We start from the raw sequence: 15,671 nt of genomic DNA, 5'->3' as shown, positions 1-15,671 counted from the left end.
CATTATTTTTCACACAAACTTTCTTTTTGTAAGAATAGACCGCCACAAACAAGCCCAAATAACGTAGAAGACAGCGCTGAAAATAAGACGTGCCCCGCGAAAGCCCCGTAGACAATGAGGATGACAAAGAGCGCACTGTAAATATTGCGTTTTTTGCAGGCTAATAGAAAGAAGAATATTAAAAGCCCTAATGTGACTAGAAGTCCAACAAAGCCCAGTGAGAACAACACATCGAAGAAATCCATTTCCACTAATCCGCCCACTCCCCATGTTGCCATGCGATAATCGAATCCATATCCGAAAAGCAGTGTCATCAAATTACCACCAGTAAACGTATCAAAAGCAGTATCCAAAAAGGTACTTCGCGAACTCGTAATAAACCGCACTAAATCACCGCTATACAAATTATAAAAATAGATTAATCGTTGAAGTAATCCCGAAACAGCCTCTAAAATAAACGCCCGACCTTGAAGCAAAATAAACGACAGTATCCCTATAACAGCAACACCAATCCCCCACTTCGCCACCAGCCCAACGCTTCTTTGAAAGAAGAAAAAGCGAATCAATAACACAATCGTTAACAAAGCACCATACACAATCCCCGTCTTCGTTCCTAAAAGTAATAAGCCCAGCAAATTCCCTAAATAAAGCAATGCCAGGAAGATCCGTGTCCATAACTTCGTCTGTTTCACCTGCTTAAACAAATACCAACCTGTAAATGTCGCAGAAACAATAAAACCAATCGTTGTATCATTATTCGCAAAAAAGAACGCCTTATACCCAGCCGCCTCATACGTCTGATTCCCAATCCCCAGCACATACGGAATAAGCAACCCAAACGTAAAAAAAGTACTAATCACCAAAAATATCTTTTCATAACTCGCGGCTCTCCACTGATCGGCACGCTGATACATATAATATGGAATCAATACCCACAGAAAAAACTTAATCATATTGGTCACATCATTAAACAGCGCCGAAGCATCATTTTGCAGCACAATCGTCTGAATAAAAAGCGACATAATCCCACTAAAAACAAGAATGACCGACAGAATCGTATAGATGTTTTTCTGAAATCCCTTCCTCGCAATTTGAAAAACCAGAAAGGCCACACAAATAAGTCGATAAGCCACTCCAATAGGAAGATTAATCCCTGCCGATAGCACAAAGCCGTTTAGCGCATCCATCACAGGAAAAATCGCAAATAATAAAATAAAACTTTTGGTTTCTTTCAGCAAAGTCATCCTTACCTCTCTTGTTTAATCACTCTCGCCGGTACCCCACCAATTACACTATATGGCGGATATTTTTTAGCTGGCACAACTGCACCCGCTGCAACGACACAACCATCTGGAATCTCCGCACCCGCTAAAATCGTCACACGCGTTCCAATCCAAACATCATTGCCAATCCATACAGGCTTTTTCATTGTCCCGCTATCTAAAATCTTCTCTCTCCCATTAATACAATGCGTTTCTGTCAAAATCACCACTTCCGGCGCAATCAACACATCATTCCCAATATGCACTGGCGCCGCCGCAATAATCCGCGCGTGATCACCAATCGACGAACGATCGCCCAAATGAATATTTTTCGGATGGCGTAATTTCAACTTTGGACGTAAATTACTCGTTTTTGCACAACTCCCAAAAAAGACCCGCGCCATCTGGTTCTTGAGTTGGCGAATTATCCGACCAAAAACGAGTCGATTCGGCATTGGAAGCAGATTGAAAATAGAAAATGTCCACTTAGCTAGCATCTTGTTTCCGCCACCTTTCCTTCACAACTTTCCATACAAAGCTCAGATTCCCTACAAAATAACGTCGGAACATCCGCTTTGGCTCTTGCATAAATCGATAAAACCACTCGAGCCCCGACTTTTGCATCCATTTCGGCGCGCGCTTCGTCACACCTGCAATCACATCGAAGCTTCCACCAACACCCATCACAAAAGGAACATCCATCGTTTCTTTATACGCATGAACCCACTCCTCTTTTTTCGGACTAGAAAAGGCGACGAAAACAATATCCGCTTTTGATTCTCGAATCGCTAAAGCTATTTCTTCTGATTCTGTATCTTCGAAAAAACCATTTCGGTAGCCCGCGATCTCCAGCTCTGGATACGCCTGCTGATGCAAGCGAACGACTTCTTGAACAGTCTTTTCCTCAGCGCCAAAATAATACACACGGTAGCCTTTCTCGGCGCTTTTTTGAACTAGATTTTCGAATAGATCGATACCTGTTATCCGCTCGGGTATGTGATGACCGAGAAATCTCGCGGCCCACACAATCGACTGACCATCTGCATTAATAAGCGGCGAACGATTAATAATTGCCGCAAAATCCTTGTTTTCTGCCATTAAATTAATTTTGCTTGCATTAATCACGACATGTTGTACTGGTTTTCCAGCACAAATAATCGCCTCCACTTCATCTAGCGTCTCCTCCATTGTGAGAGAATCCACATAACTACCTAATAAAAACTGACGTGTCATTGCATTTCTCCTCTTGCTTAATAGGCGCTATTTGGGATAAAAATAACCCGCACCGTTTTGAGTAATATCCGGATATCTAGCGAAAAGCTAACCTTCTGAATATACTCCAAATCTAAATCAACCATTTCGGCAAAGCTTACATCGTTGCGCCCGCTCACTTGCCATAATCCAGTACATCCTGGTGTAATCGATAGCCTGCGGTAATCGCGAACCGAATACACGGCGACTTCACGTTCCAATGGTGGTCGCGGTCCAACAAGAGACATATCGCCTTTTAGGACATTAACTAGTTGTGGTAATTCATCAATACTCGTCTTTCTTAAAAAACGACCTAGTTTCGTAATCCGCGGATCATGTTTCATCTTGAACATCGCGCCCTCTACTTCATTGAACTGAAGCAATTCCGCGAGTTTTTCCTCCGCATTTGGAATCATGGTACGGAATTTATACATCATAAACCGTGTGCCGTTTTTCCCAATCCGTTCTTGCTTAAAGAAAACAGGTGCACGAAAGTCACTGATTTTAATCATCATGAATAACAAGATAAAGAGCGGTGATAAGAGAAGTAATCCGACACTGGCACCTAAGACATCCATGCTTCGCTTGACTAGCGGATATATTTTCGTTGTTGTTTTTGTGGACTTAACCACTGTTTTTGTTGACTCCATCGCTATCTCCCTCATTGATAATAATAATAACTATTGGAATGATTCTTCACGCGATTTAAAACGGTTCCGATAATTGGAACATGCGTTTTTTGAAGTAGTTTCACTGCTGTTTTCGCGCGATCTTTTAATGTTTTTTCACTGCGAAGGACGACGATTGCACCTTCGACATAGGGGGTTAGAACAAGTGCATCCGATGAAGCTAAAATTGGCGGTGTATCAATAATGATTTGATCGAATTGTTCCGCAAATTGTTGGATTAACTGTTCCATTTTTTTCGAGGCAAGTAATTCATTGGGGTTGGGTACTAAGGCACCGCTTGTTAATACCATTAAGTTGTCGATTTCGGTTTGATGGCATACATCCTCGAGCTCTATTCCACTGTCTGCTAGTAAATGAGATAAGCCGACGTTATAATGAATGCCAAATGTTCGATGACTCGTTGGTTTGCGCATATCTGCATCGATTAATAATGTCTTTTTGCCTTGTTTGGCATAACAAATCGCGAGGTTCGCTGATACGGTTGATTTGCCGCTTTCTGGTTCTGGTGAGGTGACTAAAATCGTTTGGTAGTCTTTATCTACAGAAGAAAAATGGATGCCCGCTCGGAGTGTTTTGAATTGTTCTGCGATTGGAGAGCTGGGATTGGTTGCCGCAATTAACTTTCTTTTACTGAAATCTTGTTTATTCATTGGGCACTATCCTTTCTATTAGATTTGGTTCTTTTGGCTCTGCTATCCACTAAATCTTCGTCTTTTATTTCGCTAATCAATGCTAAAACTGGTAAGCCTAGCGTTTTTTCTACGTCATCTGCTGTTTTTATGGAACGGTCGAATAGGTCTCGGACAAACATGATAACGATGCCCAGAAACAAGCCTAGTAGAATTGATACGACCATCAGTAATGCTTTATGTGGCTTTACTGGTGCTGCGTTTGCGTCTAAGGTGGCTTCTGATAGAACATAAATATTATCAATTTTCATGATTTTAGATATGTCTTTACTGAATATATCGACTGTTGCATTGGCGATTTTAACGGCGTCCGTGGCATTGGCACTTTCAACGTGGATTTTAATTACTTGTGAATCGGAAGTGCTGTTGATTGTAATCATTTGTTCTAGCTCTTTGGTGGAGTAGGCTTCGTCCATTTTGCTTGATACTTGTGATAAAATTCGAGGGCTTGTGATAATTGAGGCGTACGTATTAACAAGTTGTAAGTTCGCCTGCACGTCTTGGGATTGTACAATCGTATTTTGTGGAACCGATTGATTAATTAATACTTGTGTTTCGCTTTGGTAAATCGGTGTAGCGAAGATAAAAAGATAACCACTCATGAGTATGGCGCATACGAACATACTAAGCGCGATGACCCATTTATTTTTCTTCAAAAGGTCCCATATTTGTTTTACATTTAAACTTTCTTCCATCGTTTCCTCCTGGCTCATTCCGTTGTTGAAACTAACTTCTTATTGCCCCTGTGCATCTCGTGTAAGTTTCCCATATTGTAAATCGCCACTTTTTCTAACTCCGGAATAACATTTTTTGTATCCAATATATTTTTCTGTTTCATTCCCGCTAATTGTGTTGCTGTCCATGTTTTGAATTCGCTGTGATCTGTTAAAATGAGTAGTAAATCTGCGTTTGCTACGGCCTCTTCCAATACCGGTTCAATCCAAGATGCCTTCACGTGTGGATCAAATACTGTGACTTCTAGTGCTGCTTCTTGTTCTAATAGATGTATGATTTCGATGGCTGGACTTTCCCGTATATCGTCCACATTGCCTTTATAGGTTACGCCACACACCGTTATTTTTTTGCCATCGATGGTTGTCATGAAGTCTTTTACTTTTTCTAAAATAAAATGCGGCATCGAGTTGTTAATTGCGCGTGCTTGCTGGATGAGTGGTGTGTTTTCTGGGGTTGCTGCGACGATGAAGTAAGGATCCACTGCCAAGCAATGACCGCCAACGCCTGGTCCTGGTGCGTGTAAATTCACGCGGGGATGTTTGTTGGCCATCTCGATGACTTCTAGTGCATTAATGCCAAGCGTATCGCCGATTTTGGCTAGTTCGTTCGCAAGTGCGATGTTGACGTCGCGATATGTGTTTTCCATCAGCTTCGATAATTCAGCAGCGCCTGCTGTTGTTTCGATGAGTTCGCCTTGTACAAACACGCCGTAGACTTTTTTTCCAGCTTCGACACAATTTGGCGTGAGTCCACCGATAATGCGGTTGTTATACACCAGCTCATGAATGATTTTGCCTGGTAGTACGCGTTCTGGACAGTGGACCAAGAAAATATCTTCGCCAACGATAAAGCCTGCTTCTTCTAGCATCGGCTTCACAACATCTTCTGTCGTACGCGGTGCGATGGTGGATTCTAAAATCAGGACATTGCCTGGTTTCAAGAATGGTATCGTTTTGCGGACAGCGTCTTTGACATGTGTTAAATCGCACGATAAGTAAATATCTGGTCGGTTGGGAGTCGGGACAGCGATAATGAATACGTCTGCTGCTTCTACATCTAACTGCGCTTGGAAATTGCCAGCTTGTAGTGCGCGGTGTAATTCTGCTTGAAGCCCTGGCTCTTCAATATGAATACGTCCGGTGTTTAGCATATTTACCACGTTTTCCTTCAAGTCAATGCCTACCACCTGTTGCTCGTGATTGGCGAACATAATCGCTGTCGGTAAACCGATGTATCCCAATCCAATTACTGCTATTTTCAAACAATCATCTCCTCCTAACTGCAAAAATTATTTATTATTTGGAATCGAAATTTTCCATGTGGCAAGCACTTTTGGTTTTTCTTTTCCGAATGTTACGGGTTGATATGAGAATTCGCCGGATTTGACGTCTTTTGGTAACTCGAAGTTGACTGTGCCAGTTACGTTTTTATTTGGTTCGATTTCGGTGCCGATGTTATTGGCGTCGGTTTTTACTGTGTAGGTTTTGTCACCTGATTTTAAGATGAAATCATTGCCGCCGATGCCGTATTTGCTGTCGGTTTTATTCTTGAAATCCATTGTTAATTGGACGATGTTTTTGTCACCTTTGCCGTTTTCGGTTGTTTCGATATTTTTAATCGCCATTTCGATATTGTTCACTGTCTTTGTAGTGTATGTTGTTGTTTGTTTTGTCTTTGGTGTTTCTTCATTGGATGGTGTAGATGAACATGCACCTAAAGATAGGATTGATGCGCCTAACATGGCGGTGATAAGAAGTTTTTTTAGCATTGTATTTCTCCTTTGTGATTCATTTTTTATATAAAACTGCTTGTTGGAACAGCTATTTTTCAAGGTTATTTTTTAAAAGTGTGTGATGACTAAATGAGATTTAGTCATCACACGTGTGTTTTTATCGTACGGTTACTTCTTTTTCTAGGGCTAAGCCAACTGCATTATAGCCTTGAACGATTACTTTTGTTGCTGCGTTTGTGATTTTATCTTTAGCGTAATATTTGTATGTGCCATCATCTGCAACTGGGACTTTACTGTAGCTTGAATCGCCTACTTTAATAGCAACATATTTGATGCCACCAGTGTATGTTCCGGTTACTTCTTTTGATGTGCCGATAACAAAGTCATTTACTGTCATAGTTGGAGCCACGCCTGGGTCGATTGTTACGACTTTTTGTGCAACTACTGCACCTGTTGCGTCATAACCATAAACAGTTACTACGTCATCTTTACTAGATACTTTATCTTTGATGTAGTATTTGTATGTGCCATCGTCTGCTACAGGGACTTTACCATATGAATTGGTATTGACTTTAACTGCAACATACTTGACTTCGCCTGTATATGCTCCTGTCACATTGCCATCGCCTAGTTTATACGTATCTGCTGTTAAGCTAGACGCGTTTTCTGGGTTGACTGTTACAGCTGATTCTGCAATTTTCGTTCCTGTGCTGTCATAGCCTAGGATAGAAACGGCTGCTGTTGTGTTTGTAATCTTGTCTTTTGCATAGTATTGCCAGTTCGTAGCATCTACAACTCCAACTTTAGGATAAGTGACATCGCCTACTTTAAGAGCTACATAACGTACGCTACCTGTGAATGTTCCTTTCACAAAGCTGTCTGTTTTTAGTTTGAATGCTTCTGGTGTTAGTGTGCTTTGTCCTACTGGGTTTTGAGATACTGTTAAATCTACAGTGCTTACGAGTGTTCCGGCAACGTTGTATCCTTTGACAGAAACGGTATCGGAAGGGTTTAGAATCTTACCTTTGGCATAGTATTGCCATGTTGAACCGTCGACTACGCCTACTTTCGCGAATTCTACACCGTTGACAACAAGTGCTACTGTTTTCACGTTTCCAGTGTATGTTCCTTTGACGTAAGAATCTGTAGAAATAACAAAGTTTGATGGATTCGCTACGATAGTACCTTTTAAAGCGTCCGAGCCATAAACGGTAACTGGTGTGATGGCAATTTGTGTGCCTTCTGAGTTGTAACCGATTAGTTTCACTACATCGGATTCGTTTGTGATTTTATCTTTCGCGTAGTATTGTAGAGCGCTTGCTCCTGTAACTGGTACGGATGGGTATACTGTTCCATTCACAGAAATCGCTACTTTGGTTACAGAACCTGTATATGAACCTGTTACATAGTTGCCGCCACCGATAATATAATCTTGTGGTGTTACTGTACCGCGTAGTAAGTTACCATCTTTTAATGTTACTTTAGCGCGTGATAATTCTTTTCCAGAGGCGTCTAGGGCTACCAAGTATGCGTTTTGTGATGTGCTTGTGATTTTGTCTTTCGCATAGTATTGGAAACTTCCTTCTACTGGAACAGTTGTATATTTTGTATCGCCTACAAGAAGGTATACTTTGGTTGCGTCGCCAGAAACCGTTGCTTTAATTCCTGCGTCATAGCCAACATAGTATGGCGCTGTAACAACGATGGTTCCTGATGCTTGTTTCGAAACAGTTACCGAAGCGCTAGATGTTTTGCCATCTTTAGTTGCGGTTGCCGTTACGACTGTTCCTGCTGCTTGTTTTGGAATCGTTAGACTATATTTACCGTCTGATCCGATTGTTCCTGTAGCAAGCGTTGTGGAACCTGCTTTAATAACGATGGTTGCATTTGGTTCCCCAGTTCCTGAAGCAATCGTAGACTCATTTGTTAAGGCACCAAGTGTTGTTGCGGCAATGCCTTGTCCAGCTGCTACGGTTGTAGAAGCATTCGCTGATTTACCGTCTTTTGTAGCTGTTGCTGTTACGACTGTGCCTTGGGCTTGTTTTGGAATCGTAATGCTGTATTTACCATCTGAACCTACTGTTCCAGTTCCTAGTGTTGTTCCTGCTGCGTTTTTGATGACAATTGTTGCATTTGGTTCGGCTGTCCCTGTTGCTGTTGTGGAATCAGCTGTTAGTGTATCGATGGTTGTTGGGTCAATGCTGTCACGTGTTACAGTTGTGCTTGCACTTGATGTTTTACCATCTTTTGTGGCTGTTGCTGTTACAACTGCGCCATTCGCTTGTTTAGCAATCGTTACGCTGTACACGCCATCAGAGCCGACACGGCCTGTTGCTAGTTCCGTACCTGCTTGATTTTTAATAACGATAGTTGCATTTGGCTCGGCTGTTCCTGATGCTATTGTAGAATCAGTTGTTAGTGAGTTAATCGTCGTTGCTGCCATACCAGCTTGCACTGTTGTTGTGCCAGGGCTAGATGTTGTACCATTTACTGTTTGTGTTACTGAGATGACTGTGTCTTTTGGTTGTTTTGGAATGGTCACCGAGTAATTGCCATCTTGGCCTACTGTTGCTGTTCTGTCTTGACCTCCAATTGTTACCGTCACTGTCGCTCCTGGAATACCTGTTCCTTTGACCGCTTCGTCATCGGCTGTAACCGTGTTAACTGTTGGAGCGGCTACTGCGCCTTGTGTTACGGTTGTATTTGCATTAGAACTTGTTTGGCCGTTTAGTGTTTGTTTTACAGAAATTTCTGTTCCAAAGGCTTGTTTTGGAATCGTTACCGAATAGTTGCCGTCTTGGTCTACTGTCGCTGTTTTGTCTTGACCTGCGATTGTTACGGTTACTGTTGCTCCAGCAATTCCTGTTCCTTTGACGGTTGTGTCGTCCGTTGTTACTGTTTTGATTGTTGGCACTGCTACTGTTCCTTGGGTTACTGTTGTTGATACAGGATTACTCGTTACGCCATTTAAGGTTTGTTTCGCTGTGATTTCTGTTCCTACGGCTTGTGCTGGGATGGTAACGGAGTAGTTGCCGTCTTGGCCTACTGTTGCTGTTCGATCTTGGCCTGCGATTGTGACGGTTACGGTTGCTCCTGGGATACCTGTTCCTTTGACGGTTGTGTCATCGGATTTTACGCCGTAAATTGTTGGAGCGGCTACTGTTCCTTGTGTTACTGTTGTTGTTGTTACGGCGCTATCCACACCGCCGACAGTATGTTTTACTGAGATAGGTGTACCAACTTGTTGTTGCGAAATGTAAAACATGTAGGTTCCATCAGTTGCTACCGTTGCGTAGCTATATTCATACCAGTTAGCATTACCGACTTTATAATATACGCGTTGGCCGGGAATGCCTGTTCCTTTGACTACTGTATCATCTGTTGTTACGGCATTAATTGTCGGGGCTGCTACTGTACTAGCCGTTACTGTTGTAGAGGCATCAGGACTTACATTACCTTCTCCATCATAGAGCGCAGCCTTGACAACTGTTCCAGCTGCTTGTTTTGGAATCGTAACTGAATATTTACCATCTGCCCCAACTTCTCCTGTAAGGAATGTTCCATCTGCTAATTCAATCCTTATGTGTTTACCTGCTGTCCCTGTACCTGTTACCACTTCATCCTTATCAGTTACTTTATTTATTGTTGGAGCAGCTATCGATACTGCTGATGATTTTGTTATCGAAAAGTTAGAAAAGCGGTATACATCCGTTGCCATAATCTCTCCTCTAGGACCGCTTCCTAAAGCAAAAGTCAAAGCTGTTTTGGTAGAAGTTGCTGTAAACGTCGCTGTGTTATTTATAGGCCCTGCATTTGTAGCTCCTTTATTGATTAAAAGCTTAGAATTCGATACACCATCTTCATCAGTTAGAAATAATTTTACAGACGAAATTGTTATTTCACCAGTCACCCGTACTTCTGAATTAGTAAAACCTACTGTATACCGCTCGCCAGGTACTGTATCAATTACCTGTTGCACACCCTCACTGCTAGGTCCAGCAGTATGTTGAATTTCAAATCCACCATTTCCGTCTGGTTTAACCCATCCAGAACCTCGGTTAATCAAAAAATAACTTCCACTTTTAACCCAGCTCTCTACTGACATGGTATAATTTGAAACATTAGAACCTGAATTTATTAGTACTGGTCTCCAGTCTGGAATTGACGTAGCTGTGCTCGTAAATTGAGTATTTTTAAATTGTATATCTTGTGTAGCTGTCAATAACTTCTGTTCCGCTTTTGTTGCAATTGGTGCTTCTGCTGCTGCTTTTACTGTAATTACGTTTCCTAGTGGCTGTGCTAAGGCTGATAATGCGATAGCACTTGCTACTGTTAGTTTGGTTACTTTGTTAACCCTTTTTTTGTTAATCAATTTTATTATCTCCTTTGATAAATGAATTTTTCTATGTGGGGATTACGGAATTAAAGACAGATAATTGTGTCTATTTATAGTATTCCGATTAAATTAGAGCGCCTATTTCTGCATGAAACAACTCCTTTTCTTGTTTTGTCATTTACTTAAACTAGTATAACACCTCTTATCTTACTTTTCTAAAGGGCTTTTGGGTATGAATGGGATTTTTTGAAGGCTTTATTTGAACGTTTTGTTACGTAATGGGATTGAAAATGTGAAAAGTACCTATAAAATTACTACTTCTCTGAAGAAGTGCATTTTATAGGTACTTTGTGTTATTTCTTGCGTCTGCTTAGGTAGAGTGCGGTTATGATGAGGGTAGTGCCTAACCAGATTGGAAGGCTTGGGTTATTGTCGCCGGTTTCTGGGAGGTTGGACTCTGGGGTGGTTGGTTTTGTCTTAGATGCTACTGGCTTGTTTGTTGGCAGTGTTGATGCTGTGATTTGGAGTGGTGTTGGGACTGTGGTTGGGGTTTCTGGTTCTAGTTGGGTTGGGATGGTCGGTGTGTTTGGTTCGCTTGATGGGATTGGGTTTGTTGGTGTTGGATTCGATGGTGTCGTTGGATTGGTTGGAATATCTGGTGTTGTCGGGTTGTCTGGGATTGGGTCTGGTGTTTTGGTTTTTGTGTTGGTGACTTCTAGGTGGAGGGGTTCGGTTTGGGATTTCTCGATGGTGAATAGGATTGGGGTCGGGTCTAGTTGATAGCCTGTTGGGGCGCTGGTTTCGGTGAAGGTGTAGTCGCCTGGGAGTAGGTCGGTGATGATGATTTGACCGGTTGTGTCGGTTGTTAGGTTGGTGGCGATGGTGTTGCCTTCGTTGTCTTGGAGGTCGAAGGTTGCGCCTTGGAGGGTGATTTCTGGGTTCTCGCTGTCGAGTTTTGTTAGGGTGACGCTGCCTTTGATTAGGGTATTGTCCACGGTTTGGTAGTGGATGTTCTCGGTGGTTGTTGCTTTGGTAATGGTGACTGGGATTGGTGTGCTGTCTAGTTGATAGTCGGTTGGTGCGGTTGTTTCGATTAGGTTGTAGTCGCCAAGTGGTAGGTCCGTGATGGTGATTTTTCCTTCGAAATCAGTGGTGAGGTCTGATTGGATGGTGTTGCCGTTTGTGTCTTGGAGTTCGAAGGTTGCGCCGGATAGTGGTTGTTTTGTTGTGGTGTCTTGTTTCGTGATGATTAGGGTGCCTAGGATGAGGTTGTTCTCGGCGGTGACTTGGGCGGGCTCGGTTTGTTTTTCTGTGATGGTGAAAGTGTGTGGTGTAGGGTCTAGTTGGTAGCCGGTTGGGGCGCTGGTCTCGATGAATGCGTAGTCGCCTGGGGTTAGATCGATGACTTTGATTTCGCCGTTTTCGTCGGTGGTGAGACCCGTCTGGATGATTTGGTCGCCTTGGACGAGGTCAAAGATGGCTCCGGCTAAGCGGTTGGTGGTTCCTGTTTCGGTTTTGGTGAGTGTGGCTTCGCCTACGAATTGATCGTTTTCTACTATTAGTAAGGCTTCTTTTTGGTCCATTTTAAAAGTGATGCCGGATTCTGAGCTGTCGGATTTGAAGTAGCCGGTTGGGGCAGTGAGTTCTTTTACTAGGTAGTCGCCGTAGCGGATGGTTGGGAACGTGATGTCGCCGGATTCGTTTGTTGTGGATGTGCGCAGGAGGACTGTGCCGTCTTTGTTGTAGAGGCCGAATTCTGCGCCCTGCAAGCTCTTGGTTGTTTTGTGGTCGATTTTGCGGATGGTGAGTGTGCCGCGTTCTGCTGAGGCGCCGCCGGAACCTTCGGAGAAGCGGACGATGACGTCAGAGCTTGTGGATGTTTGTTCGTTTGTTAGGTTGTCTCCGGTTAGTTTGACGTTGTTGCGGACGGTTTCTTTGTCGCCTGCGTCGATGTAGGTGTCGTATTTTAGGATGTAGGCGGAATGAATCGTGTCTGTGAAGGCGATTTCAAAGGACTGGTTGCCGGTTTCGCCGTCTGTATGGATGGTGAGTGTGTAGTCTTTATCTGGAACGAGCTGTTGGCCTTGTGTGATTGCGCCGTTTTTTTGGATTTTTGTGTTGTAGAGTTTGATTGTGTCGGATAGCAGGATTTGGTTGGACTGTGGTGTGTCAGTGATTTTGGCGTTGGCGATGGTGGATTGGCCTGCGTTGATGGTGACTTCCCAGTTGATGTTGTCGCCGTTTTGGACGCCGGTTTTGTTTACGTAACTGCCGCCGCTTGGGATGTTGACGAAGCCTGTGACGGTGGTTTGTGCGGTGGTGCCGTCGTATAGTGTGGCTGCATTGAGATAGGTTGGGACTACGAGTTTGTCTGCGATGCTCGTTTTGAATGTGATGTAGTAGGCTTCTGTGATTGGCTCGTTGAAGGCGACGCGGACGGTGTTGTTGCTTGTGTCTAGTGTGTAGTTCGCTGGGTCGACGATGCCGCCATCGGAATAGTTATAGGCTTCTTTGCCGAGCTTCATTTTGTGGACTTCAATCGTGTCTGGGAGCAAGCTCTGGTTGGAAGGAATGGCGTCTTTTAAAATTGGCTCGTTGATGGTTAGGAGGTTGTAGTTGAAGCCGATGGTCCACGTAATTTCTTTGCTTTGCGCGTTGTAGGTTCCTAGTTTGAAGCCGTTTTTCTGAGTGTAGTAGTCGAGATCGGTGTCTGTAGTATCGGTGCTGGTGCGTTTTTCGTCGGTGGCTCCCCATTCGAGGCGGGTGTCGTTTTTGATGGCTGTGCCGCTTTTGATGTCTTCGAATTGGAAGTGGGTGCTATAGGTTAGGTTGAGGGTGTGGGTCATGTCGACCGCGTAATCGTTTAGCAAGGTGATGACAAAGCCGTTCGTGTCTGATGTGATGCTGTAGTCGGTGCCTTCGATTAGTGTTTTGTTGCTATCGTCTTGGTCGATGAGTTTCAATGTTTCGGGCAGTAAAGTAAGACCGCCAGATGCAAAAGTGTCTCGTATGACTGCGTTGTCAAGGCTGTATTGGTTGGTGTTGATTTGTTGCGCCCAGTTCATTGTTTTTGTGCTGTAGTCTGAGTCGACTAGGCGTTTCGTGATGTTTTGGGAATCGACGCTGACCGTCGCGCTTTCTTTCGGTGTGTTTGGCGTTTCGACATTGTTTGTGACTGTTGTTGGGTTGGCAGTCGTGTCTGACAGTTTGGTTTCGTAGGTGACTTCGTATGCCGTCGAAATGCCGTCTGTAAATTGCAGGTCGAAGCCATTTTGTGTCGCCGTGCTAGTTGGCGTTACTTGATAGTCTGTCGTTGGGACAATAGCGCCGATGATGGCTTTGCCGTCTTTGTCCACCGTCACGTGCCGCACAACAATCGATTCGTCCACCAATTGATGCTCATTGTCGAACAAATCATGCAGGATTGCGTCTTGTTGCGCCACCGTTTTGCCGTCGAAATTATACGAGACCGTCCATTTCACGCGTTCCGTTTTCGGATCAAACGTTCCGCGTTTCTTTAAATGATCGCCGCGTTTAATCGCAATCGTGGCAGAAGTGGTCGCTTTCACGTCATTATTCGTGAACTCCGCCGCATTTTTGAAACTCGTTTTTGTCACATCTTCAATCGCTGTTTTGTAACGCACTTCGTAAGCCGTGCTATTCCCATCTGCGAACTGAATTTCCAGCGTCCGTCCAGCACCGCTCACAACCGTGTACTCCGTCGCGTCCGCCAAGCCATCCAGTTGCGCCGAGCCGTCCATAAACACGTTCAGGCGATACACCTCAATGCTGTCCGCGTCAAGCGTCAAACCAGCCGGCAGCGTATCTTTCAGCACCGCGTTACGCAGCAGATTCTCCTTCCCATTCACGCGCACCGTCCAGTTCACCCCATCCGGGCTATACGTCTGATTCGCCGCCCCCGATTTCGTCACAGCCGCACCGTTCTTCGGCACGAAATGCAACTCGTATCCGTCCTGTTCCGCGACAGGGAAGTTCACCGTCTGCGTCGTTGGCGTATCCTTCTTGTTCACATTAAAACCCGTATTAAATTGCAGCGTTCCAGCCACGTTCGAGTCCAGTTCCACGTTCTCATTAAACGTCATCGTCACCGTCCCGTCCATCTCCGCCACAAACGTCCCGTAATCCCCAAGCGTCCCCGTCACTTTCGAGTACAGCGTGAAAATCTCCGGTAATTGAAACGAATACGTGTCCCCAGCCTTCACATTCAGCGCGTCCGGCAATGCCCATTCAAACGCAATGCGCGCCGCACTATCCACGCTCGGTCGATTCTCCTCCGTAAATGTCTTGCCATTTATGTCTGTCAATTCTACACTAGTTAAAATATTGGTAGTAATTGCTGATTTCAACGTCGTTAATTTTGTTTGCGCTTTCATCGAAACTCTCACTTGCTCGGAGTTCTTTCCCGTGTTCAACGTTACTAGCATCTCATCTTGCTTTTTCTCATTATTTAATTTAGCCAGAATTTCAAAAGTGCCCGTTTCAAAACTAGGTATCTCTTTGTCTATCCGTATGTTGATTTCTTGCTTGTCAGGATTCACAGTTACGCTCCCGTAATGCTCTTTCGTCAAGCTCACAAGGTCTATCTGCTGCTTTTCGACCTTTAATGTATTCGGAATATTAAGTGTAATATCCTTTTCGGGCGTCGTATTCGCCAAATTTCCCCAAGTGTAAACCAAAGTCACTGCTTCCTTCGCATCGACTGGCGGCGAGTTCTCATCTACCAAATTCCCCTGCTGCGTCTTCATCCTAACATCCCGAACAAAATCTCCGCTGGCATCACTGGCATTCGCTGGAATAACCGATACAAATTGGAAAACCACCAACATTGCCAACAATGTCAAACTCATTAATTTTTTCATCTCTTAATTCCCCTTCTTCATTCATTTGCACAATTAGGCTGCGTGCAATCTCATGCTGAATCTCGGGTCGCCCAAAGTGCTTTCATCGCGGTTCTTG

The 15,671-nt window shown here is 44.0% G+C and carries 10 protein-coding genes; all 10 read right to left on the bottom strand.

Annotated features, from left to right (window positions below; translation table 11 throughout):
- Positions 1–2 precede the first annotated feature (2 nt).
- A complete protein-coding gene (locus EP57_RS02060; protein ID WP_036083744.1) occupies positions 3–1,244 on the bottom strand; it encodes an O-antigen ligase family protein in 1,242 nt (413 codons plus the stop codon).
- Between the two features lie 2 nt (positions 1,245–1,246).
- On the bottom strand, positions 1,247–1,759 hold the full coding sequence (locus EP57_RS02055; RefSeq protein WP_036083826.1) for an acyltransferase: 513 nt from the start codon (positions 1,757–1,759) through the stop codon (positions 1,247–1,249).
- Positions 1,749–2,495, bottom strand: coding sequence for a WecB/TagA/CpsF family glycosyltransferase (locus tag EP57_RS02050; protein ID WP_036083742.1), 747 nt, complete (start codon positions 2,493–2,495; stop codon positions 1,749–1,751). Before EP57_RS02050 ends, EP57_RS02055 begins: the two co-directional genes overlap by 11 nt.
- A 17-nt stretch (positions 2,496–2,512) precedes the next feature.
- Positions 2,513–3,163, bottom strand: a complete 651-nt coding sequence (locus tag EP57_RS02045; RefSeq protein WP_052167483.1) for a sugar transferase — start codon at positions 3,161–3,163, stop codon at positions 2,513–2,515.
- An 11-nt stretch (positions 3,164–3,174) separates the two neighbouring features.
- Complete coding sequence (locus tag EP57_RS02040; protein WP_036083739.1) at positions 3,175–3,852, bottom strand: CpsD/CapB family tyrosine-protein kinase; 678 nt, start codon at positions 3,850–3,852, stop codon at positions 3,175–3,177.
- The gene (locus tag EP57_RS02035) at positions 3,849–4,586 is read right to left on the bottom strand and encodes a YveK family protein (protein WP_036083738.1); all 738 of its coding nucleotides are present in this window, start codon (positions 4,584–4,586) and stop codon (positions 3,849–3,851) included. Before EP57_RS02035 ends, EP57_RS02040 begins: the two co-directional genes overlap by 4 nt.
- Positions 4,587–4,600: 14 nt before the next feature.
- The gene (locus tag EP57_RS02030; protein WP_036083737.1) at positions 4,601–5,887 is read right to left on the bottom strand and encodes a nucleotide sugar dehydrogenase; all 1,287 of its coding nucleotides are present in this window, start codon (positions 5,885–5,887) and stop codon (positions 4,601–4,603) included.
- Between the two features lie 27 nt (positions 5,888–5,914).
- Positions 5,915–6,394, bottom strand: a complete 480-nt coding sequence (locus EP57_RS02025; protein ID WP_036083736.1) for a DUF4352 domain-containing protein — start codon at positions 6,392–6,394, stop codon at positions 5,915–5,917.
- Between the two features lie 121 nt (positions 6,395–6,515).
- Positions 6,516–10,730: an immunoglobulin-like domain-containing protein gene (locus EP57_RS02020; protein WP_052167482.1), complete on the bottom strand. Its 4,215-nt coding sequence runs from the start codon at positions 10,728–10,730 to the stop codon at positions 6,516–6,518.
- Positions 10,731–11,047: 317 nt separating this feature from the next.
- Positions 11,048–15,574 carry an LPXTG cell wall anchor domain-containing protein gene (locus tag EP57_RS02015; protein WP_036083735.1) on the bottom strand — a complete coding sequence of 1,509 codons (4,527 nt, stop codon included), beginning with the start codon at positions 15,572–15,574 and terminating at the stop codon, positions 11,048–11,050.
- Between the last annotated feature and the right edge of the window lie 97 nt (positions 15,575–15,671).

Origin of the sequence: Listeria booriae (assembly GCF_000766865.1) — a bacterium.
Classification (GTDB): domain Bacteria; phylum Bacillota; class Bacilli; order Lactobacillales; family Listeriaceae; genus Listeria_A; species Listeria_A booriae.
Note: the sequence above shows the minus strand (reverse complement) of the source record. Positions and strands in the feature narration are given on the sequence as shown.